Origin of the sequence: Duncaniella dubosii, assembly GCF_004803915.1 — a bacterium.
GTDB lineage: Bacteria > Bacteroidota > Bacteroidia > Bacteroidales > Muribaculaceae > Duncaniella > Duncaniella dubosii.
In genome coordinates this window covers 1-21,348 of the sequence record NZ_CP039399.1, presented here as the reverse complement: position 1 = coordinate 21,348, position 21,348 = coordinate 1, and the positions used below count along the sequence as shown (strand labels likewise).

At 50.0% G+C, this 21,348-nt stretch carries 29 protein-coding genes, 1 tRNA gene and 4 pseudogenes; 15 read left to right on the top strand and 19 right to left on the bottom strand.

The window, feature by feature from the left end; translation table 11 throughout:
* The 6 genes and pseudogenes from E7747_RS16350 to E7747_RS16340 all read left to right on the top strand — a co-directional run.
* Positions 1-310, top strand: a pseudogene (locus E7747_RS16350) (hypothetical protein); the annotation flags it as partial.
* Positions 311-352: 42 nt separating this feature from the next.
* Positions 353-535: a hypothetical protein gene (locus E7747_RS16345; protein WP_136417229.1), complete on the top strand. Its 183-nt coding sequence runs from the start codon at positions 353-355 to the stop codon at positions 533-535.
* Positions 532-675 carry a hypothetical protein gene (locus tag E7747_RS16730; RefSeq protein WP_168185397.1) on the top strand — a complete coding sequence of 48 codons (144 nt, stop codon included), beginning with the start codon at positions 532-534 and terminating at the stop codon, positions 673-675. The genes E7747_RS16345 and E7747_RS16730 overlap by 4 nt, the downstream gene beginning before the upstream one ends.
* Before the next feature lie 10 nt (positions 676-685).
* Positions 686-820 carry a hypothetical protein gene (locus E7747_RS17325; RefSeq protein ID WP_262710078.1) on the top strand — a complete coding sequence of 45 codons (135 nt, stop codon included), beginning with the start codon at positions 686-688 and terminating at the stop codon, positions 818-820.
* Positions 821-1,091: 271 nt separating this feature from the next.
* Positions 1,092-1,229, top strand: coding sequence for a hypothetical protein (locus E7747_RS16725; protein ID WP_168185396.1), 138 nt, complete (start codon positions 1,092-1,094; stop codon positions 1,227-1,229).
* A 256-nt stretch (positions 1,230-1,485) separates the two neighbouring features.
* A complete protein-coding gene (locus E7747_RS16340; RefSeq protein ID WP_136417227.1) occupies positions 1,486-1,797 on the top strand; it encodes a hypothetical protein in 312 nt (103 codons plus the stop codon).
* Between the two features lie 352 nt (positions 1,798-2,149).
* Here E7747_RS16340 and E7747_RS16335 read toward each other — a convergent pair whose 3' ends face one another.
* From E7747_RS16335 to fabD, 5 genes and pseudogenes are all read right to left on the bottom strand, one after another.
* Positions 2,150-2,437, bottom strand: coding sequence for a hypothetical protein (locus tag E7747_RS16335; protein WP_136417226.1), 288 nt, complete (start codon positions 2,435-2,437; stop codon positions 2,150-2,152).
* A 15-nt stretch (positions 2,438-2,452) separates the two neighbouring features.
* Positions 2,453-2,962: a DMT family transporter gene (locus E7747_RS16330; RefSeq protein ID WP_228449355.1), complete on the bottom strand. Its 510-nt coding sequence runs from the start codon at positions 2,960-2,962 to the stop codon at positions 2,453-2,455.
* An 85-nt stretch (positions 2,963-3,047) separates the two neighbouring features.
* Positions 3,048-4,059: pseudogene (locus E7747_RS16325) on the bottom strand (homoserine O-acetyltransferase family protein).
* Between the two features lie 193 nt (positions 4,060-4,252).
* Positions 4,253-5,215 (bottom strand): DUF2156 domain-containing protein, encoded by a 963-nt coding sequence (locus E7747_RS16320; RefSeq protein ID WP_168185302.1) that lies wholly within the window; start codon positions 5,213-5,215, stop codon positions 4,253-4,255.
* Positions 5,216-5,310: 95 nt separating this feature from the next.
* A complete protein-coding gene (gene fabD, locus E7747_RS16315) occupies positions 5,311-6,189 on the bottom strand; it encodes an ACP S-malonyltransferase (protein WP_136415674.1) in 879 nt (292 codons plus the stop codon).
* A 203-nt stretch (positions 6,190-6,392) separates the two neighbouring features.
* Between fabD and E7747_RS16310 the strand changes: the two genes are divergently transcribed.
* The 5 genes and pseudogenes from E7747_RS16310 to E7747_RS16290 all read left to right on the top strand — a co-directional run bounded on the left by E7747_RS16310 (position 6,393) and on the right by E7747_RS16290 (position 9,487).
* The gene (locus E7747_RS16310) at positions 6,393-6,638 is read left to right on the top strand and encodes a Sec-independent protein translocase subunit TatA/TatB (RefSeq protein WP_123614329.1); all 246 of its coding nucleotides are present in this window, start codon (positions 6,393-6,395) and stop codon (positions 6,636-6,638) included.
* An 8-nt stretch (positions 6,639-6,646) separates the two neighbouring features.
* A pseudogene (tatC, locus tag E7747_RS16305) lies at positions 6,647-7,440 on the top strand (twin-arginine translocase subunit TatC).
* 53 nt (positions 7,441-7,493) lie between these two features.
* Entirely contained in the window at positions 7,494-8,159 is a 666-nt protein-coding gene (locus tag E7747_RS16300; protein ID WP_136415670.1) for a 5'-methylthioadenosine/adenosylhomocysteine nucleosidase, read from the top strand.
* An 81-nt stretch (positions 8,160-8,240) separates the two neighbouring features.
* Positions 8,241-8,724 (top strand): annotated as a pseudogene (locus tag E7747_RS16295) (S-ribosylhomocysteine lyase).
* Between the two features lie 91 nt (positions 8,725-8,815).
* On the top strand, positions 8,816-9,487 hold the full coding sequence (locus E7747_RS16290; RefSeq protein WP_123614326.1) for an AlbA family DNA-binding domain-containing protein: 672 nt from the start codon (positions 8,816-8,818) through the stop codon (positions 9,485-9,487).
* Between the two features lie 192 nt (positions 9,488-9,679).
* On the opposite strand, the gene E7747_RS16285 is transcribed toward E7747_RS16290, so the two are convergent.
* The 3 genes from E7747_RS16285 to E7747_RS16280 are packed head-to-tail and all read right to left on the bottom strand — an operon-like array spanning position 9,680 to position 14,276.
* A complete protein-coding gene (locus E7747_RS16285; protein ID WP_228449354.1) occupies positions 9,680-11,002 on the bottom strand; it encodes a RagB/SusD family nutrient uptake outer membrane protein in 1,323 nt (440 codons plus the stop codon).
* Positions 10,999-11,289 (bottom strand): hypothetical protein, encoded by a 291-nt coding sequence (locus E7747_RS17170; RefSeq protein WP_228449353.1) that lies wholly within the window; start codon positions 11,287-11,289, stop codon positions 10,999-11,001. Before E7747_RS17170 ends, E7747_RS16285 begins: the two co-directional genes overlap by 4 nt.
* Before the next feature lie 17 nt (positions 11,290-11,306).
* Complete coding sequence (locus E7747_RS16280; RefSeq protein WP_262710076.1) at positions 11,307-14,276, bottom strand: SusC/RagA family TonB-linked outer membrane protein; 2,970 nt, start codon at positions 14,274-14,276, stop codon at positions 11,307-11,309.
* Between the two features lie 669 nt (positions 14,277-14,945).
* On the opposite strand from E7747_RS16280, the gene E7747_RS16275 reads away from it, so the two are divergent.
* On the top strand, positions 14,946-15,656 hold the full coding sequence (locus E7747_RS16275; RefSeq protein WP_136417222.1) for a hypothetical protein: 711 nt from the start codon (positions 14,946-14,948) through the stop codon (positions 15,654-15,656).
* Positions 15,657-15,703: 47 nt separating this feature from the next.
* On the top strand, positions 15,704-16,207 hold the full coding sequence (locus E7747_RS16270; protein ID WP_136417220.1) for a tyrosine-type recombinase/integrase: 504 nt from the start codon (positions 15,704-15,706) through the stop codon (positions 16,205-16,207).
* A gap of 77 nt (positions 16,208-16,284) precedes the next feature.
* Here E7747_RS16270 and E7747_RS16265 read toward each other — a convergent pair.
* Positions 16,285-16,358: transfer RNA gene (locus tag E7747_RS16265), tRNA-Arg, on the bottom strand.
* A gap of 353 nt (positions 16,359-16,711) precedes the next feature.
* On the opposite strand from E7747_RS16265, the gene E7747_RS16260 reads away from it, so the two are divergent.
* Positions 16,712-17,311, top strand: a complete 600-nt coding sequence (locus E7747_RS16260) for a porin family protein (RefSeq protein WP_136417218.1) — start codon at positions 16,712-16,714, stop codon at positions 17,309-17,311.
* A 26-nt stretch (positions 17,312-17,337) separates the two neighbouring features.
* Here E7747_RS16260 and E7747_RS16255 read toward each other — a convergent pair whose 3' ends face one another.
* The 4 genes from E7747_RS16255 to E7747_RS17560 all read right to left on the bottom strand — a co-directional run bounded on the left by E7747_RS16255 (position 17,338) and on the right by E7747_RS17560 (position 18,087).
* On the bottom strand, positions 17,338-17,634 hold the full coding sequence (locus E7747_RS16255) for a 3-dehydroquinate synthase (RefSeq protein ID WP_168185394.1): 297 nt from the start codon (positions 17,632-17,634) through the stop codon (positions 17,338-17,340).
* Complete coding sequence (locus E7747_RS17565) at positions 17,588-17,752, bottom strand: 3-dehydroquinate synthase (RefSeq protein WP_136417233.1); 165 nt, start codon at positions 17,750-17,752, stop codon at positions 17,588-17,590. The genes E7747_RS16255 and E7747_RS17565 overlap by 47 nt, the downstream gene beginning before the upstream one ends.
* Before the next feature lie 8 nt (positions 17,753-17,760).
* Positions 17,761-17,898 (bottom strand): 3-dehydroquinate synthase, encoded by a 138-nt coding sequence (locus E7747_RS16720; protein WP_168185392.1) that lies wholly within the window; start codon positions 17,896-17,898, stop codon positions 17,761-17,763.
* 75 nt (positions 17,899-17,973) lie between these two features.
* Complete coding sequence (locus tag E7747_RS17560; RefSeq protein ID WP_228449352.1) at positions 17,974-18,087, bottom strand: dehydroquinate synthase/iron-containing alcohol dehydrogenase family protein; 114 nt, start codon at positions 18,085-18,087, stop codon at positions 17,974-17,976.
* A 39-nt stretch (positions 18,088-18,126) separates the two neighbouring features.
* On the opposite strand from E7747_RS17560, the gene E7747_RS16240 reads away from it, so the two are divergent.
* Positions 18,127-18,309 carry a hypothetical protein gene (locus tag E7747_RS16240; protein WP_136417212.1) on the top strand — a complete coding sequence of 61 codons (183 nt, stop codon included), beginning with the start codon at positions 18,127-18,129 and terminating at the stop codon, positions 18,307-18,309.
* Between the two features lie 272 nt (positions 18,310-18,581).
* Here E7747_RS16240 and E7747_RS16235 read toward each other — a convergent pair whose 3' ends face one another.
* The 6 genes from E7747_RS16235 to E7747_RS16715 all read right to left on the bottom strand — a co-directional run.
* Positions 18,582-19,106, bottom strand: coding sequence for an HAD family hydrolase (locus E7747_RS16235; protein ID WP_228449351.1), 525 nt, complete (start codon positions 19,104-19,106; stop codon positions 18,582-18,584).
* 182 nt (positions 19,107-19,288) lie between these two features.
* Positions 19,289-19,495: a hypothetical protein gene (locus E7747_RS16230; protein WP_136417210.1), complete on the bottom strand. Its 207-nt coding sequence runs from the start codon at positions 19,493-19,495 to the stop codon at positions 19,289-19,291.
* 227 nt (positions 19,496-19,722) lie between these two features.
* A complete protein-coding gene (locus E7747_RS16225; protein ID WP_136417208.1) occupies positions 19,723-20,214 on the bottom strand; it encodes a hypothetical protein in 492 nt (163 codons plus the stop codon).
* Positions 20,195-20,458 (bottom strand): hypothetical protein, encoded by a 264-nt coding sequence (locus E7747_RS16220; protein WP_136417207.1) that lies wholly within the window; start codon positions 20,456-20,458, stop codon positions 20,195-20,197. Before E7747_RS16220 ends, E7747_RS16225 begins: the two co-directional genes overlap by 20 nt.
* A 71-nt stretch (positions 20,459-20,529) precedes the next feature.
* Entirely contained in the window at positions 20,530-20,709 is a 180-nt protein-coding gene (locus E7747_RS16215; RefSeq protein WP_136417205.1) for a hypothetical protein, read from the bottom strand.
* A gap of 128 nt (positions 20,710-20,837) precedes the next feature.
* Positions 20,838-21,348: hypothetical protein (locus E7747_RS16715; protein ID WP_168185393.1), on the bottom strand; the 511-nt coding region annotated here is incomplete at its 5' end.

Below are 21,348 nucleotides of genomic sequence, written 5' to 3'. Positions count from 1 at the left end.
CGGACTGACCGTCCCTTATGTCACTCCGGACATGACAAGCGAAGAGCTGAGCAACAATCCCCGTCTTTCCTCACGCGCAAATGTCGGAGAGAAACTGCTCGCCGACCTGACAACGTCCGAAGAACTTTTCCAATCCACAAATTCAGCACGCGAATCAAAGGTATTTCCTGATCTCGCTGTAGTCTATGGTCTTATGGCTCGTGTCTACATGTGGGACGAGAACTATCCCAAGCAGCAGCCGAATATGCCCGCCAAGGCTATTTCGACAGGCACAGGCTATGCCCCTCTGACCCCAAAACGAATGTTTTGACAAGACAAATGGATTCAACAGCTCTAATTTCAACTCTTGGATGTGGGCCATCCAGTATATGAAAGCAATGACGAGCCTGTAACTAATGGTCAGTCAGCCAACTGGGGCAGCTTCATGATGGCGGAATCAAATCTCGGTTACAATGGACAGTATGGCACAAATATGATGATTGATGCCGCGCTCTACGCATCAATCGACAATGCCGACTGGCGCAAACTATCGTGAAAGCGCCTGCAGGCAGCGCACTTTCAGGTCTTGAACCCTATATCTCGGCAAGCAAGGGAGCGTCGCTCATGGATATGCAGGTATCAAGTTCCGTCCCGGCAACGGTGTGGTCGACCAGCGTGCGACAACATTTGCTGTAGCTTGCCGCTCATGCGTATTGAGGAAATGTATCTTATTGAAGCCGAGGCTGTGGCTCACAGCAACCCTGCTCAGGGTAAAGAACTCCTTGAAAACTTCATGAACCTATCGCTATCCGACATACGCCTGTCTCGCAAGCGACACTGAAGGCGTCATTGACGAATGTTTCAAGCAGAAAACGTATCGAGTTCTGGTGGGCGAGAACGTAATCTTCTATGATTTCAAGCGTCTCAACAAGAGTTGTGACCCGTGGCTACGACGGTCTAACTGGCCTGCCGCCGCACAATATAATACAACGGCCGTCCCGCTGGATGAACTGCCTTTCGTCGACTATGAAGCAACTTCAACAAGGGGTGGAAGGTTTCTGCAATCCCGGTGTCGGAGATAAATTTAAACCCGCTAATTAACAGGTAGAACAATGAAACTATATAAATTATTTTCAGCAATCGGACTGATTGCAGCCATGTCGTTTACAGCATGTACTGATGAAGTCGACTACACACCTGCTCCCGAAGTCAACACCCCGGAGTATATTTCTCTTCTGAGGAAGAGGTAACCTTCACCATGGACGCACAGTCTGGCGCACAGTAATCACCCTCTACCGACTGACAGCGATGGTGAGCTTACAGTGCCAGTTGTTGCTGCAGGTGATACCGACAAGTTCTCTGTCCCTGCAAGCGTGACATTTGCAAACGGTGCTACTTCCACCCCGTTTCGATTACTCCGCTTGTCGACGCGATGGAAAACTTCACCACCTATAACCTGAGTCTCACCATAGATGAGGAATTCACATCCCCCTATATCCTCAACGCTTGGGAGGTGCGTTCACATTTGCTGACGGAGAGGAATGGATTACCATCGGAAACTGCCAGTATACTGACGACATGTGCGGTCCGCTATTCAGCAATCCTGTTTCACATGGTCTGTCGAGATTCAGGAACACTAATACTGCCGGTCTCTATCGTCTCGTAAATCCCTACGGATGCGCAGCTTCTCCGTTCAAAAACTACTGCAAGCTCAGCGAGAACTACGTTGTTGTCAATGCAACCGATCCTTCAAAGTTATTCTTTGGCGACAACCCCAATGCAGGTTTCACCACTGCGTTGATATGGGCTATGGAGTGATGACAATCGGTCTTCAGGCATTCGGGACACTCCCGACGGCAAGATTACATGGCCTGTTAAAGGTCTTGCAATTTTGATAACGCCGACGGTTACTATGCTAACCAAAGCGGAGCTTTCTGCATTGACCTTACAAGCCTCGAATAATTGAATTTATTCACCAAAAAACAAACGGATGTGCCGACTGACGCATCCGTTTGTTTTTTCAGCTCATTCGCATAAGATTCTACTGCGATAAATGCAAAATCGTCAGATATATCCAAATGAATGCGGCCGATCATTGCCAATCGTCCGCATTTGTTGTCTTCAGATTTTATTCAGTCTGCGTCAGATTTCCCTTTGGTAAGGACGAGTGTCATGACGGCGCAGATATAAGGACGATGCCGATTATGGCGCGGACGGTGAGGACTTCGCCAAACATAAGAACTCCGACATGATGCCTGTTATGGGTTTCAAGAGCACCGAGTATGGCAACGGGCACAGAGCCTATGCACTGTATTGAGATGGCAACCGTCATCAGCGACACGATGGTCGGTATGACAGATATGCCTATTATACAGGCCCACGGCAGCCATCCGGCAGGACAGGCTGCACAGCCGTTGAAGAAATCCGTACGTGCGGCAAAGACTATCAGTCCGAACATCAGCGAATAAAATGTTCAGCGTCGACCCGGAGAGATGGCGGATGCGGCTCTTGTTGATGAGCACCATGTAGAGTCCATAGGCAAAGCGCGGAGAATATGACGAGGGTGATTCCTGTTGCCGTCACATGTGCCCCTTGCCCGATTACAGAGAAAAGCGACTCCAGCCAGGCAGATGGCTATCGAAGATAATGGTCCACAGTGAAATCCTTCGCGATAAAAGAGCCATAGGATCAAGGCTATGAACACCGGTTCGACAAACAGCAGCGTCGACGCAAGTCCTACGTCCATATAATTATAGGCTTCGAAGAGCAACACCGATGAAAGCGCAAAAAATATACCCAGTATGACCATAAGCGGCAAATCTCGCCGTTCGAGGCGGAAACTGTCGCCGCGCATCCACATGATTGCGCCGAGTATCATCGCCGCAAACACGTAGCGGTAAAACAGCACTGACGATACGTCCATCCCCAGTTCATAGAGGGGGACGGCAAACAGAGGGTTTGTGCCGTAGCTCACCGCAGCCACAGCCGAGGATATATCCTTTGGTGGTTTGTGTCATATACGCTGAAAAAATCTGATATATGTCGTTTGTCCTTTGGAGGGGAAATCCCTATTTCATGCGCATGAAGGGAAGGAGGAGATTGTTGAGCTGATTGTATTCCACAAGGAAGCCGTCGTGGCCGAAAGGTGAATGTATTTCGCCATAGACCGCCCCCGGGATTTTCGAACATAGTTCCTGCATCTCGCGTGGCGGAAACACAATGTCGGTTTCCAGCCCGATCACGAGAGTGCGCGCCTTGATGCATTTGAGAGCTTCGTCAAGACCGCCTCGGCCTCGGCCCACATCGTGGGTGTCGAAAGCATTGAGGATGGAATAGTAGGAGTAGGCATCGAATCTCCGGCAGAGCTTTTCGCCCTGATATTGCTGATAGCTCGACGCGCGGTGCACTTCGGGGAGTTCCTCTTTGTCGCGTTGGGTGAGGTTGTAGCCGTAGTAGCCACGGTAGCTCAACAGGCCGATTGCACGCGCAGCGGCAAGTCCTTTCCGCCCTGCGTCGGCCGACGGCTCGCCGAAGGTATGGTCGGCCTCGATACACATGCGCATCGTTTCGTCAATGGCGATTGTCCACGGCGTGGCTACGGCATCAGTGGCCATCAGTACAAGTCTGTCGAAACGCTCAGGTTGCATGACCGCCCATTCGATAGCTTGGAATCCGCCGACCGAACATCCGACAAGTGTGTCGATATGGCCGATTCCGAGTGCATCGGCGAGAATGCAGTGGGCGTTCACGATGTCACGGATTGTATATTTCGGGAATCCTTGAAATATGGATGTCCCGTCGCCGGATTGGTGTGCAGTGGGATGTTGTCCCGTAAGGCGACCCGAGAATATTGGCACAGACCACAAAGTTGTGTGCCGGATCAAGGAATTTACCCTCCTCGACCGTATGAGGCCACCAGTCCTGAACATCGCTGTTTGCGGTCAGGGCATGGCATACCCAGACGACGTTGCTTTTATCATCGTTGAGAGTGCCGTATGTGTGATATGCGATACGAAGTTCATCGAGCTGACCTCCGAGTTCGAGCGCGAAAGGCTCGTTGTGGTGATAATAATTGACCATTTTTCCAATTGACGCTATTAGTGGCCACAAAGTTAAGCATTTCGGAGGGGAATGTGGGAAAACGCAGTCTACAAAAATTAAGAAATCACAAAAATAACAGCGTCCTTGTCTGTGCGGACATCAGCGGTCTGCCACAGCATACATGGAAGCTGTTATTTTTATGATTGCCGGATATCTGTATCCGGGATATTTTTCAGAAGGTGACGTTGTATTTGTCAAGAAGTTCGCTCGGGTGATAGGATTCCTTGGCGTGGCGCAGTCCCGGGTCGCCGACATCTTCCTCTCGGTTGATGTATATGAGTCCCGGCTGGCGTTCGGTCATCATAGCGGCAAACAGCTTGTTGACAGTCTCACCCGCGCCGACAACCTCGTGGTTCATTTTCTCAATATGTGTATAGAGCGTGTCGCCCTTCACTTCCCCGAGGGTGAAAGCCACGATTCCGTCGCTGGGTGTCGAAAGCACAGCGCCCTCGAATCCGTAGGCATCCAGATTGTCAAGCACGTGCATCACCTGCGCACGCTCGATGTCGGCCAACGCCGGTTTTGACAACGGAAGATGTGTCGCGTTGAAAAACTCTCTCACAGCGGGAAGCAGATCTGGAGTCAACGGCTCGAATGTATAGCCGGGATTCTCGGCCTCGAAACGGTTGACATGGTTACGCTTCTTGTTAAGCTTCTTGCCACTCAGAGTGGCAAGAGCTTGCGCGTCATACAGATAGTCGCTCCAGCCTTCAAGCTTCTCTACCGACTTTGCGCCGAGTGCCTGAAGCGGTGCGACATAAGCCTCAGGCACAGCCGAAAAGATTAGCTCGCAGCCTTCGCGACGGCAGTGTTCGAGCAAAATATTGACCGACTCCTCAATCCCCATCTTGCCGACGGGGATTGAAAAAGCCGGTCGTGTTACATCGTCTTCGGTCACTCCCTTAATAAAGAGTGTGTCGTTGAAGATACAGTATGTGTAATCGAAATAATCAGTCCACATGAACATACCGCCGACAGTGAAATCACACGTTCGGCAACATGCCTGTGAGAAAAACGGACGGAGTTTATCGACATCCGAAAGCGTAAGGGGCCTGAATCTGAGCTGGCTCTCTCTTCGCGGACGCGCTGTGATGACAGCGGTGGTGTAGCCTGCATTCTGGCGTGGCGTTATCATAATATAAATAGTTTGTGCGTTTTTTTTCATTATGATAAACGTTTCGCGCTTATGTGAGGTTCACACGCAGACGCGTCTTCTCCGTCGCGTGGTTCTTACTGACGGCCTGAGGTGGCTACTTCGCGGTTGATCTTGTTGACAAGACCCTGAAGCACCTTGCCCGGGCCGAGTTCGATAAACTCGTCAGCTCCGTCGGCAATCATGTTCTGCACGCTCTGAGTCCAGCGCACGGGTGCGGTGAGCTGAGCCACGAGGTTAGCCTTGATTTCAGCGGGATCGGTGTGAGGCCTGGCATCGACGTTCTGGTAAACAGGCACAACGGGAGTGTGGACCTCTGTCTTTTCGATTGCTTCTGCAAGCTCGGCGCGTGCAGGCTCCATGCAGGGAGAGTGGAACGCACCGCCTACCTTGAGTCGCATCGCGCGCTTTGCTCCGGCTTCCTTGAGCTTGACACATGCAGCGTCGATAGCTTCTTCTTCGCCTGAAATTACGAGCTGGCCAGGGCAGTTGTAGTTGGCGCAGACAACCACACCGGGAATCTCGGCGCAGATTTCTTCAACCTTTTCGTCGGGAAGTGCGATAACGGCAGCCATCGTCGAGGGCTTGAGTTCGCAAGCCTTCTGCATGGCCTGTGCGCGGGCCGACACGAGACGGAGGCCGTCTTCGAAGCTGAGCGCTCCGGCAGCGACAAGTGCAGAGAATTCGCCGAGCGAGTGACCTGCCACCATCGAGGGGGCAAATTCTTCGCCCATTGTCTTGGCGAGTATCACAGAGTGGAGAAAAATTGCAGGCTGTGTAACCTTGGTCTGACGAAGGTCTTCGTCTGTGCCTTCAAACATAAGGTCAGTGATGCGGAAACCGAGAATTTCATTTGCTTTCTCAAACATTTCCTTTGCCACTTCATTGTTGTCGTAGAGGTCTTTGCCCATTCCGACGAACTGGGCTCCCTGACCGGGAAATACAAATGCTTTCATAAATGAATTGGTATATAATCTGTTGGAGGTGCAAAGTTACGTTTTTCCGATAAGATTTTAAGGTTCAAAAACCATTTTTAACATCACTCTCCGCAATGCGGCGCAGCGTTTACTCGTTTCATCAATAAAAAATTACGTAACTTTGCATTATCGCAGACAGTCCACACAATCCTGACTGTAATCTTAATTTTTTATTAACCACTATGATACCTTGCTTTCTAAATTTCGGCACAGGCGAACTCATCATAATCTTTTTCGCTATCATCCTGCTTTTCGGAGCGAAACGTATCCCCGAACTTGCCCGCAGCATGGGCAAAGGCATCAGTATGTTCAAACAGGGCATGAACGAAGCCGTCGACCAGATAAAGGAAACTCCCGATGCGAAACCGTCGTCGGCAGATTCTGCCTCTGACAATACTCAAACCAAAAACGAAGCTGACCGGAAGTGAATTCCGAGATGGGATTTTGGGATCACGCTGAAGCTCTGCGCGGAGTCTTGCTCCGTGTGACGGGGCTTCTTGTCGTGTTGACATGCGTGCTTTTCGCCGCAATGCCCCACATCTTTGATTCTGTGATTCTTGCTCCGTGCAAGTCTGATTTCATACTCTACCGATGGCTTGCCGAACTGCCCGGCTCGACACTCCTCCCGGACTCAGCCACCGGCAGTCATGATATCGAACTGATAAACATCCGGCTTGCATCGCAGTTTTTCATCCACATGTCCACGTCGTTCTGGCTTGCCGTAGTGTTGGGATTCCCCTTCTGTGTCTATCTGCTCTGGGGCTTCGTTGCTCCGGGACTTTACGAGGAGGAGAAGCGCGGGATGCGCACGGCATTCATTTTCGGCAACATGATGTTTTTTCTCGGAGTCGCCACGGGCTATTTCATAGTCTTCCCGCTCACACTTCGCTTCCTTGCCGATTACCAGCTGAGCACCCTGATTCCAAATCAGATTTCTCTTGATTCGTATATGGACAACTTCCTCATGCTTATCCTTGTCATGGGCATAGTGTTCGAGCTTCCGCTGGTGACATGGCTCATCGGCAAGACCGGTTTCCTCTCGCGTGCCTTCTTCAGCCGTTACCGCCGCCATGCGATTGTGGCGCTGCTTGTCGCCGCCGCCGCCATCACTCCGAGCGGTGACCGTTCACGCTTATGGTGGTCTTTCTCCCCTTGTATCTTCTCTGGGAGCTTTCCGCCTTCACCGTGCCTGCCATGTCAGCGACAGACGCATGTTCCGGGACAGCCTGACAACCCGGTATAAACTATAAAATTATAATCTCACATATCATATCCACCTGATTATGAAAATTGGCATAATTGTGGCCATGCAGAAGGAGCTGGCCCTGATACTTCCTCTTCTCTCCGATTCATCCACCGAGGTCCGCGGGACAGTCACTTACCACTGCGGACATATAGGCGAAAACGAAGTGGCTGTGATGCAGTGTGGCATCGGCAAGGTAAACGCGGCTATCGGAGCGGTGAGCCTCATCGATGCCTTCTGCCCCGAACTCGTCATCAACACAGGCGTAGCGGCCGGAGCCGGCGACGAAGTGGCCGTGATGGATATTGTCCTTGCCGACCGTCTTGTGCACCACGATTTCTGGTGTATCGGCGAGGAATGGGGACATGTCCCCGGATGCCCGCTATATTTCCCCGCACGGCTGCCTCAAATCAGAGAGAACGAAAATGTTAAACTTGGATTGATCGCTTCAGGTGAGCTTTTTATATCTTCAAAAGATGAAATCGACTCCATCCGCGGACATTTCCCCGACGTTATGGCCGTCGACATGGAGTCGGCCGCTATCGCTCAGGTGTGCGAGCAGCGCGGTGTCCCGTTCATGTGTCTGCGAGTCATCAGCGACACTCCTTGGTGTTCCCACGACAACTCCCGCCAGTATGACGACTTCTGGAACGAAGCTCCACAGAAAACATTTGAAATAGTAAAAGAAATCATTTTCAACGCATAATCCCTGATTTTATAATGCACGGCAGATAATCCACCGGATAGATATTATGAATTGTGCATTATGAATTAACCCACCGTTTCGATGAATAAAATACCGAGTTTCACAATTGACCACAACCGTCTGCTTAGAGGCATTTACGTCTCACGACGCGACACGACTCCCTCGGGCGATGTCATAACTACATTCGACGTGCGCATGACAGAGCCAAACCGCCAGCCGGCGCTCACCCCTGAATCGCTACATGCGCTTGAACACCTTGCGGCCACATATCTGCGCAACAATCCTCAATGGAAAGACCGCATTGTCTACTGGGGGCCTATGGGTTGCTGCACAGGCAACTATCTGATAGTCCAAGGTGAGCTTGAAAGCGCCGATGTGGTAGACCTCCTCAGGGATACGATGGATTTTGTGGCTCGTTTTGAGGGTGAAGTCCCCGGAGCAAGCCCACGTGACTGCGGCAACTGGTCGTTCATGGATCTCGAACAGGCCCGGAAGGATGCCCGGCGCTATCTCCAAAGAGGTCCTTGCCGACATCAGGCCGGAAAATCTTGTCTATCCGCAATAAAAACAACCGCCATTAAAAGACCGTTATCGGCCTTCGCTTCTATTTTTGTCACACGTGGTCAGAGGCCACGTCCCCCCGTTTCCCCATATCCATGAAAGATCTCAAAGGCATACGAGGTAAATTCTACATAGCGTCGCTCATCGAGGAAGGTGAGCACGAACATCAGGACTTTAAATTCGCCATATCCGATGCGCGTAAAATAGCGCGCAGCATCTCGGCTTTCGCCAACAACGGCGGAGGCCGGTTGCTTGTCGGAGTCAAGGACAACGGTGTGATTGCCGGAGTCCGCAACGAGGAGGATATCTACGTCATCGAGCAGGCTGCCGAGATGTATTGTCGCCCGTCGCAGGAAATACGTGTCACAGCTTTCCGCACCGAAGGCGACAAGACCGTGCTGCGCATCGAAATTGACCGTTCGCCTGTCCGGCCCGTGGTGGTGCTTGAAGCCGACGGCTCGCGTCGTGCCTACTACCGCGTCAAGGACGAAAACATCCTTGCACCGGAACTGATGGTGCGTGCATGGGTGGCTTCGGCAAATTCCGAAGGATGCGTCATTTCATTCTCCACGGCTGAAAAATCGCTTGTCGACATGCTCGACGATGGCCCTGTGGCGGTCGAGGATTTCATGCTCTCGGCTCACGTGTCGCGTGCTTCGGCCGAAGACACCGTAATCCGTCTGCACTCGATGGGTATACTCGATTTCCATTACAACGGCAAGACATTTCTTCTTACCCGCCGGAACGATCCCGAATCAGAGGAATAGTAGAGTTTGCGTCAAAATAAGAAACCGAATCAACGGCATCCGGATTGCCGGATGCCGTTGATTCGATTAAGAAATACCGGAATTGTCGGTATTACACTTATTATACGTTGAAAAGAAGCGGAGATGGCTGACTGCCATCTCCGCTGTTATTTGAATGAATGTCTCACCGACATTCATCGTTTTAGGGACACATTAATAGTTGTCGGGGATATCAGGGTTGTTCCACTTAGCGACAGCTTGGTTGTTGTTGCCTTCGGTCTGAACGATTACCATGTTCATCCATGCAGGACGGCCGACGGTATTTTTGCGAGAATCCTCATAGAAGTTTGTACCCTCGTAGTCACGGACTACAGAATAGTTGAGACGCTTGATGTCCCAGAGAGCCTGACCTTCGCCCCAAAGCTCTACTCGCTTCTGGAATACGATTTCCTCTACGACTTCGTCGAGTGACGACGCTGAGCAAGTGTAGTTGGGATCGCGATAAGTCTGCATGAATTTCTCAAGTTCCTGCTTGCCTTGTGCGGGATTGGTGTGTGCGAGCGCTTCAATGTAGATAAACCACATTTCTTCAACACGCATCACAGGCACTGCAGTTGCTGAACCTTCGTTCGGATCAGTTCCATTACCTGCACCCGGACGGAACTTGATAGTTCCATAGGGGAAATAGTTGACATAGTAACCACGGTCCTCCTCATTGATCAAGGGGAAATCATTAACGAGGCTGGTCACGCCGGGAGTAATCCATGAAAGTTTACGGAAGTCGGTATCAGAAATGCGGGCATACATGTTGGCATCAATAATCGGACAAGCGCCGACAGCTGCATATCCATACTCTGCCTCAGGGCTCATCATCGAGGTCCAGTTACAGATACCTGTGCCAACAGCATCGTTTTCCTTCTCGAACTTCAGACCCCACATCCATGACGAATTGTCCATAGAGTTGAAACCAGATTTCGGATTGGTCCACGCATCCTGTGTAAGAGGCGTGCAGCCACTTGCCTTGATGGCCTTGTCGGCATATTCCGCAGCCTTAGGATAATCCTCTACCCAAGTGTAGAGACGGGCAAGAAGGCCATAGACGCAACCGAGGTCCGGAAGCAGACGAGTGCCATAGCTTACGTTGCTGATGTATTGCTCGGCATACAGAAGGTCTGCAAGGAGGAAGTCGAACATTTCCTGACGTGTGGCACGGGGATTGTTGCGGGCTTCTTCTTCGGTAGTGTTTTCAGTCACGATAGGCACTGTGAGGTTGGTGACATCATTACCGTCGATATTGACTGCCGAAGTGTTGTTGTTGGGAAGGAACTCATACCAGCGGGCCATGTCGAGATAAGTCATCGCACGGAATGTGAGTGCTGTCGCACGCGCACCCTTGCTGTAGTCATCCTCAACGTCGGCATGATAGATGCCGAGAGCCTTGTTGCAGGCGAGCACCTGCTGAGTATAGTAGTTCCAGATACGCTGAACCGAAGCATAGTTCTGACCGAGATAAACGATCTGGGTATAGTTGCTCACTGGTTGTTAGTTGAGACCGATGCAAGAACAGACATGTCGCCTGTCATGCAGTCGCGGATGTGCATCATTGATGAATAACCGAAATCGCCGTGCCAGTCGGCTCCTGTGGTGTTCCAGTTTACCATGAAACCTGACATGGCATACATCATAGCCTCGCCTGCCTTTACTGAAGACTCAAGCTGATCCTGTGTAACATTGCTTGTAGGATAAACCTCTTCTATACATGACGAGAATGTGAGGCTCGAAGCTACAGCAAGAAGGAGTGTTGATTTAAATATAGCTTTCATTTCTTGTTGTCTGCTGATTAGAATGAAATATTAATGCCACCGGAGATAGTACGGATAGGCGCATAGTATGCGTTGGTCACAGAACCGGTGATTGACTGACGGGGATCGAGACCCTTGCGCTTTGACCAGATAGCTACGTTGTCACACGAGAGATAGAAACGAATTTTCTCTACGTCAATCTTCTTTGTTGCCTTGCTGGGAAGTGTGTAGCCGAAATTGATGTTCTGAAGTGCGAGGTAGGATGCGCTGGTGAGGAAGCGGTCGGAAGTCGAAGCGACATACTGGTCATTGTAGACCATCTGTGGAATGCTTGAGTTCTTGTTTTCAGGAGTCCATGCGTTCAAGAGGTCTTTGTGCATTGCGCGGCCACGTGACGAGCCATAAGGACTTGCCATAAGGCCGGCATAAGTACCGTCATATACCTGACCGCCGAGCTGATAAGTGAAGTCAATGGCAAAGTCAAATCCGTAAGTGTTGAACGATGTGCCGAAACCGCCGTAAGCATCGGGAAGCGCTGTCCCGCAAAGATAGAAATCGGCGTTGCCATAGGTCTTGGTTGTGACTATGTTGCCGGTAAGCTTGTTGTCTGCGTCACGTTCGTTCATGTACCACATTGACTCACCGGTTTCCTTGTCGATTCCGGCAAATTTCTTGATGCGGAATGTATAGAGCGACTCACCTTCACCGTAGAAATAGCTGTCAGAGCTATAGCCGTCAACACCGTCGACAGTCATGGTTTTGCGCTCTTCGGGCAGACGGGTAATCTTATTCTTATAGAATGTGAAGTTGAGGTTGGCAGACCAAGTGAAGTTACGTGTACGGATGATGTCGCCGCGGAGGTCAAGTTCGAAACCGGTGTTGGTCATGTCACCGATATTGTCATAATAAGAGGTGTAGCCGTAGCTCGGGGGGAGCGGGAACAAGAAGAGCATGTCGGATGTCTTGCGGTAGAATCCTTCGACTGTACCTGAGAGACGTTCGTTGAAGAAGCTGAAGTCAACACCGTAGTTGAGGTTGCCACCCTTTTCCCAAGTGATATTCTTGTTTCCGAGAGTGTTGGGCTGAGCTGCAGCCTGACCGCCTGAGTTCACGATGGTATATGTGTTCACATAACGGAAGTTACCGATGTTGTCGTTACCCTGTTCGCCATAAGAAACCTTGAGTTTCAACATGTCGACCCAAGGAGCCTGGAAGAACGCTTCCTTGTTTATGATCCATGCTGCCGATGCTGACCAGAATGTACCCCAGCGGTGTTCGGGATCGAAGCGAGAAGATGCGTCACGACGGAGCGACACGCTACCGAAGTACTTGCTGTCGTAGTCGTAGTTCACACGGCCGAACCAGCCTTCGTTGTTGTAGTCAGTCTGATAAGAAGAGCTTCCGTTTTCAATTACAGCGCCGTCAAGTTCTTCATTAGAGGGAAGAAGCATGTTGGAGCGTGAAGCATACATATAAGAGTATTTGTTCCAGTAGTTTTCGTGACCGAGAAGCACGTTGACGTTGTGTTCGCCGAACTGACGTGCCCAGTTGAGCAACTGCTGGTAAGTGTAGTCGATACGACGGGTAGAATATTTATTTACGATACCGTTTGATGATGCGTACTGTCCGAAGAACGGGTTGGTCACGCTGGTCTGACGCTGCTCATAGAGGTTGACAGTGTTGTTGGTGGTGAACTTGAAGTCACGGAGGAAACGGATTTCGGCATAACCGGTGGCAGTCATGGCATTGCCGTCATATTTGCGGACATCGAGGATGTTCTGTGACAGCGGGTTGGCCTGAGAGAAAACAGGACGAGAGGGAAGTCCGAGTCCCATTCCGTCACCGTAGTCATACATAGTGTTGCCGTTGATGTCCTTAAGGATGTTGCCCTGTGCGTCACGCACGTAGAGAGGATAGATAGGGGCAAGTACGTTGTTCACGGCAAATATATTGCCCGAAGAAGACGAGCTGCCGTCATCTCCGTTGAACTTTGATTCATAGTGGGTGTAGCTCATGTTAGCTCCGACTTTGAGCCAGTCCTTGGCCTGAGTGTCGGCAGCAAGACGGCCGGTGAAACGCTCGTAGCCAGAGTTGACAGTGATACCTTCGTTGTTAAGGTAGCTTGCCGATGCGTAGAAAGAACCCTTGTCAGAGCCCTGCGATACGCTAAGGTTATATTCCTGACGGAGAGCGTTCTTATAGGCAGCGTCGCTCCAGCTGTCGGGAGTGAGCAAATACTGTTCTCCGCTTTGAGCTGTATAGATATTGCCGAGAGTCGCATTGGGATTAAGCTTGAAACCGTCAACAAGCATATTCTCACCTTCGGGAATAGTGTAGACATTATATCCGAGCATTGTGATGAGATTGCTGTTGGCATATGCGAGAGCTTTTGCCTCGTCGTATCCACCTACGTTCATTGCATAGTTGCCGACTGCACGGCCGAATGTCTCGTAATAGAGAGCGGGAGAGGTAATTACATCGTAATCCTGCACGGCGCGTGAATTCTGGCCCCATTTTGCATCGAGGGTCACACGGGCATTTCCCTGCTTACCGCGTTTGGTAGTGATAAGGATGACACCATTAGCACCACGAGCACCGTAGAGTGCGTTTGATGCGGCGTCCTTAAGGACTGTCATAGACTCGATGTCCTGAGTAGAGATGTTGTCAAGACCTCCGTCGTATGGAGTACCGTCAAGGACGATGAGGGGTGATGTCTCTGCATTGATTGAAGATATACCGCGGATGAGCACAGAGGGTGAAGAGTTGCCGGGTGCGCCTGAATTAGAGTTGATCTGGACACCGGAAACCTTACCTTTAAGCGCGTCTACCGGGTTCGTCACCTGAACCTGCTCGATTTCCGAAGCGTCAAGCACTGAAGCCGAGCCTGTGAACGACGAACGTTTTGCCGTACCGTAGGCAACGGTGATTACTTCGTCGAGCATGTTTGTTCCGTCGAGGACGATGTTCATTTTCTGTCCGGGGGTGATGTTCACGTCCTTGGTGGTCATTCCGACGTATGACACCTGAAGTTTTTTGACAGTGGCCGGAAGGGTCAGGGTAAAAGTTTCCGTCGACGTCTGTCGCCGTACCCATCTGAGTACCGACTCCCAATACGGTCGCGCCGATTAGAGGCTCGCCGTCGGCGCTTGTCACCGTGCCGTTAACGGTCTGGTTCTGAGCCATTACCGCAAACGTGGTGATGAGTGCCGCAAGTAGTAGAAACAGCTTTTCATACCTAGTAGTTAAGTAACAGGTGTGAATGATGATTAATTGTGATAGGTGTAACTGGTTTAAGATGAGTGGTTTTATATTGGCTGATATGACTGTGTACAGGCTTTTTCACTGACGAATGACGGGGATAAGACGTGTGAATCAAGTGGAAACATGGGGGATGCGGAGCGGAAAGTGGAGCGTCGGGTGTAACTTTCGGAGTGGTATCTTCGTCTTAGAATTATATCGGTGGTATTTTTCGTAAAAGACCGTTTTTTACACATTCAGTTATTGTGGTATAGCAAACCGGAAGTACATACCAATTCATAATCAATAATAAAACTTTAATTCCAACTGGTGATGACGTTTAAACTTTACATTTGCAAGAAGATGAACAGCCGCGGAAATGTTGAAATATCCCTGCGTTTCCGCCATGGAAAGATTGATCAGCAGTCGTGTACTAATCTTTGGATAAAACCGATTTTTGTCGTGAGGAAAGTTTTGCCGATGATGGCGGAAATGAATCGTCGGACTATGTGTTGAAATTGCCCGACGATGGTGTGAGGCCAGGCGATGTTGCCGACTACAGGGTGACGGTCGATTCGCTTGCGAGGTTAAAGGCTTACATCGAGGACAGTTTTTGCATGATGCGTCGCCGGACGGTAGAGGCCGGATGGCTTGCGGAAACCATTGAGCGTTTTCATGCCGATGAAATTCCGCGTCTTGAGGAGGAGCGCACGGAAGTCCTTGGGCTTATTGACGCATATATGGAAATCACGTCGGTAATGGATGCGTCAGAGAGCCGGGCGGAGGCTTATGCGCTTATGCGCAGGTCGCTTGCTCGCTACGAAGCCCATCGCCGGATTAAGTTTCCGCGTTTCAGACTGATGTCAGGCAGGATGAACGAGTCGTGTCTGCGGGATATCGAGAAGTTCATGCGAAAGGAACATCTGATGGTGAGGAAATATCCGCAGATTAGCCAAGGAGCCGGACTTGAAGGGAGGACGCGACCCAAAGGGCCCAATACGATAAACGACCGCATGAAACTTCTGAAGGCCGTGATGACATGGGGTGTGAAGACGAGGAGGATTCCCAGCAATCCGTTTGACACTTTCGTGAGCGGCAGAATGTCTACGGCACACCTGTCTATCTCACCCTCGATGAGCGTAGGAGGGTAGAGCTTCATGATTTTTCCTATGATCCGCGCCTCGCTCTTCAGCGCGACATATTCATATTCCAGTGTTGTGTTGGATGCCGTGTATCGGATCTGATGCTGCTGACCACAGGCAATGTGGTTGACGGAGAACTGAATTATGTTGCAAGAAAGACCCGCGAGGGGAGGCCGGTGACAATAAAAGTCCCTCTTAACCGGACGGCAAAGATAATCCTTGAACGGTATGCAGACCATGACAGGGATACTCTTTTTCCGGCTGTCTATTCACGCATGGGCTACAACCGTGTGATAAAGGATATACTCCGTCTGGCCGGAATCACTCGTAAAGTTGTGGTCATCGATCCTCTCACGCGTGAGGCTGTGTGCCGCAGACTCTATGAGGTGGCGAGTTCACACATGGCCCGACGTACTTTCATCGGCAACATATTTAAGAAATTCAAGGATCAGAATCTTGTCAGTGAGCTGAGCGGACATGCTCCCGGCAGTCATGCGTTTGCCCGCTATCGCGAAATTGATACGGAGCTGAAGCGCGAGATGGTTGCTGCAATCGACTGAGACGGAAGAAATCGACAGTGGATATAAGAAAAAAGACAGTCACACTGCCAATAGGCAAGTAACTGTCTGATTTTTAGTGACTCCTACAGGATTCAAACCTGTAACCTTCTGATCCGTAGTCAGATGCTCTATTCAGTTGAGCTAAGGAGCCGTAATTCATTTTTATTTTGACTCTGCAAAGGTAGAAATAATTATTCATTGTGCAAAATTTTTTTGACGATTTTTCTCAATTTATCTTTCATGCTTGCTTTTCACGGTTAATTCATGTAATTTTGATTCCCCAAAACGCATAATTTCAGATTGCCAATTCCTATCAACAAACCAAATTCATTATATTATTAAGATTATGAGAAAGAGAGATTTTGTATCCATATTGCTATTACCGATACTCTTATTGCTGCCTTTCAGGTCAAACGCACAGTTTGTCGCTCATGGCAAAGCTGATAAATTTATTGAATCGGACGTGCATCTTCTTCTTGGTGGAAGTTATGCACGAACAATTATATGGATTCATATAGTGAGATTACAGACCTCAACAGTTCGATGGGCTTAGCTGGCATGGGGCTTGGTGTGAGCGTCAAGTTTAATCTTTCATCGTTTATCGGACTTGGAACCGAGCTTAACTATCTTAGAAATTCCGGCAAAATTAATATGGCTGTCACAGCCGACGGAAAGCCTAATGTCTCGAATGTATTTATCAAAAACAGCTACAGATCTTTAAATATCCCTGTCTATGTGAGCTTCGGTTTCAATGTGGCCAATAATGTCAGATGGAATGTCGATGGCGGTCTTTATTTTGATTTCGGCACGAGCGGTTCGCAAAAGACCACCATATATAATGCCACTGTAAATGACCTCGGCCAGCTTGTGACGGCCATCACAAATCTGAAAACAGATTACTATGACAATGACAAGGCATACCTGAATTCATATCGTAATTTCGATACGGGTCTCCATCTTGCCACAAGCATAAAATTCATGGACAAGATTTCGGTCGGGCTGAGAAGCCAGTTCGGTTTCCGCAATGTGGCTCAGAGCAACGGCATTGTGAAACCGACATCCCACAATATCCGGCTCTTTGCCACTATCGGTTACGTACTTTAAGATAAAAAACTCCCCGTCTGTCGCGGTTATTCCATAAGATCACGGAATATGTCGAAAGCCGCGAGAATTTGCGCTTCTGACGCTGTGCGGTCAATCAAAACCTGACCGGGCGATGACAGGAGCGTAAAATTTATGCTGTCGCAAGTGTCGTTTTTCTTGTCGTGACGCATATATTCAATCAGACTGGCATAGTCATCACAGGTGATTGAGGGCGTTCCGTAGCCCTGCTCCTTGAGATAGCGAGAATATCTGTAAAGTTCCTCCGACGGGAATGATTCAAGTGAATGGGATAGGATCATTTCGACAAGTATGCCGTAGGCCACGGCATGTCCGTGAGGAACCGGAGCGCCTTTGTGGATGGCAAGCGATTCGAAAGGCTGTCGTGTGTCCGAGATTCAGTGCACGCCTGATTCCTTTTTCACGTGGGTCTTCTTCAACGATACGTTCCTTTACCTTGACGCTCTTTCAAGGAGGGGGAGGAGGCGTTCGAGATTTGCGTCAAGGATATCGAATCCGAGCAGCTCGGTGTAGTCATTTTCGGATGACAGCAGACCATGTTTCAGCATTTCTGCATATCCCGATAGCATTTTCCTCTGCCGGAAGAGTTGAGAAGAGGAGGTTGATATGATTACTGCGTCGGCAGGGGCAAAAGCACCACCTCTTTAAAGACCTTCGAAATTGATGCCGGTCTTGCCTCCGACTGCCGCATCGACTGCCGCAAGGAGTGTGAGGGACGTTGATGAAACGTATGCCTCTCTTGTATGTTGCCGCTGCAAATCCGCCCATGTCTGTCACTACGCCACCCGCCGATGTTTATGGCAAGTGATTTTCTTGTAGCACCTTGGCTGATGAGTCCAGCCCAGATTTTTGTAAGCGAATCAAATATTCTTATTAGTGTCGCCCGGTTCGACGGCTATGACAGGATAGCTGAGTGCGAGTCTCGGAAGCACTTCGTGTTCGACATGCGTATCGTGATTATATGCACGCTTGAGGGCTGAGTTCGGTTACCAGACGGTCGATTGCTTCACTGACGGAGTTTGTGTAAAGTATTCTGCATGATGGTATGAGGGTTGAGTTTGTTGAGGATGCTGTTTTCTAGATAAAATTTTATTCAGGCTGTCTCTGCAGTCGGCGGTGTCTAAACTTCTTTTGTTACTGTCAGTATTGGACAGCAGCAGAGAGGGGAGAAGTCGTGCTAATTCAGGCATAGAGCTGAAAACGATTGCTGCTCCGGCTTCTTCGAGTGCTTCGCGTGGAATAGGCCCTGTGGTTACTCCGATTGTAAAAGCTCCTGAGCGGTCACCGCCTCGACCCCGAGCGGTGCGTTTTCGATGACTATGGCCTGCGATGGTCTTACATGTGCGAGCTGCATGGCCTTTATGAACGGTTCGGGATGGGGCTTGCCATGAGTGACATCGCGCGAGGTTATGATTTTGTCTTCATTTGAAGATTCCGGGAAATCAGCCGTGATGCGGTCTATGAGTGACCGCTGTCCAGACCCGGTTACAAGTACACGCTGTATGCCGGTCTCTTTCAGCGTGGTGTTGAGCATGTCGGCCGCTCCCGGCATCGGTTTTACAGGCGGGAGTTCCCTGAAATATTCGTTTTTAAGTCTATAGAGCGATTCTATTTCTTCATCTGTAGCCTCGCGTCCGAATGCTCTTTGAAACAGAGCGTTGATGGTCGATGCGCCTGTGCGTCCCTCGTAGAGATAAAATTCCTCGGGCGTGCATGCTACGCCGGCTTCGGTCATAAGCCCTGTACCATGCCTTGGTGTGGTTCGGCATCGAGTCATATAGTGTACCGTCCATGTCAATCAGAGCCGCGCGGGGAGTCAGACGTCCAAAATGATGGCGGTCAAGAAAACGTAGGATTTCATTGGAAAATGGAACGGGTGGTATCATTTCTTTGCTTTTTTATTTTTTGTTTTCTTCGTTTCGGGGATAATTGAGGCATGAATCGCGGTGTCGGGTGGCGCTATGAGTCCTTCCTGGATGAAATAGAGTGAATCTCTGCGTGAAATGGTGTCGGTTGTGCTACTGTCGCCGCCGTGCCGGAGTCAGGCAGTCCCGAAAAGTCAAGGCTTCCGATATTTGCGTCGCGCACTCCACGGCGGAAGATATTGCCGATTTCCCTGACGAGATTGATTCGGGTCGTGTCGGCGATGGCAACTGATTTAGGCATGTTTTTTTCGTTGAACTTGGCTTTCCCGAGCCGTATATTTTCATATCGTCGACATTGCCTGATATGTTTATTCCGAATTTGAACGGAAGGGTGATTTGAGGACCGCGATGTGGTATTTGAGATTCATCGCCATGTCGTTTGTACCCATGACTCCGAGGCGGTAGCGGTCAATGTCGAATATGAACGGAACATCTCAAGCTGAGAGTTCTGGACAATCATCTCGACATTCATACTGTGTCGATGACGTTTTTCTCTTTGTGCTTGAACATAAGCCATTTGCCAATTTTCTTAAATGTGGCTTCGTCAATCAGCACAAGGCTGTCGCCCGATAGCTTCAAGGCAGCCTTCAATGTTGGAATATCGATATTCATGCCGTCGCTTATACGGGTTGTAGCGCGATGTTGCATTGATGATTCCGTCGATTCCATAGAGCAGGGGCATAAGCGAGTCAATCGCGGGGACAAGTTCAAGGAATTGCTTGATATGGAAATCCTTGATTCCAATCCGAATGCAAACGACGCATCCTCTTTCGACGGAGCGGAATAAAGTGCATTTAGGTCTATTCCGCCGACATTTGTCGCTGCGGTCAGCTGTTCGAGATTGATTGCTCCTTTGTAGACATTAAGCCGGCCTTTGAAGTCGCGAAACATCAGGTTGGAATAGGCTATATGTTGTTTGCCTTGACATTGATATTTGCTTCTACGTTTGACGGATGACAAGGGTGGCCATCGTATCGGACGCGTTTGTCTCGACCGAGGATTGCATGGCTCTTTCATTATCCGACTCTTGGGCGATGAATATTCCGGTTGTGTCGCTTTCGGCAAAGGCTGCGCCGGCAAACACGGCTCCTGCTATTTCATTCACTTCTATGGTATCGCCGTCAAGAGTGAAATCGAGCCTGAGAGGCTGTTGGTGGTTGATTGATGTCAGCGCTTTTTTGATATTGCTTACGCTGCCGTTCATCACGAGGCTTGTATGCCCGGTGCGCAACCGGGTGTCGGTTATGGTCAGAGAGTCGGAATTGAACCTGATGTTCAGGTCGCTAAGGGTGTGCGTAGCGGGAAATAAGGGGTAAAGACTCTCATGCGTTCAGATTCAACAACGCCTCTTGCATCCCATCGGCGCAACAGGCGGCGCATCGAATTGTCGACGCTTATGTCGATAACCTCGCCTTCGGCCACAGCCACACTGTCGCTTGCAGAGAGTGTTTTCATTCTTGCCCGGCGTATTGCCCGAGCCATCGCTCTTAGTGAATCCTGTGGCAAGTCGGGATTAGCGACTGAAAGAGAGTCAATCAGCGGTGAGCGCCGTGGCCTTTGTGTGACAGCTGACGGATAGGCGGTCACGAGCAGAAGTGACTTTCCGAGTAGCGCCCTGTTGAGACGGTCACCATAGAAGGCACCGTCGGTAGCGAGTTGAGTACGAGCTGCGGTTTTGTCTTATCGTCTTTGTAGCGTCGGAGAGTCGCTCCGACAGTCGATTTGCGCAGGCGTATTCTTGTTGAGTCCTCGGTTGATCTGAACAGCAGTCTGTCACCACAATCGGCCGCCAATAGGGTTTGATTATGCTGGTGTCGGCTGACGATGAGGTGTTCTGGCATCCGACACCCATTTTCACTTCGGATGCCTGTAGAATCATGCCTGTGATTCCTGCTGATATTGTGTCGATTTTCAATGACGCGGTCAGAAGCGAGTCTACGCTGATATCTCCGCGAGTGAACGATGAGTTTGTCCCAAGTTTCAGCTCCATCGTCCGTGAATATAGTCGGCAGGAAGTTCTGGCATGGAAACTTGAGATTTCTAAGCGTAGCCTCTCCTGTCAGGCGTATTCGATGGAAGTTGTTTTGGTCAAGA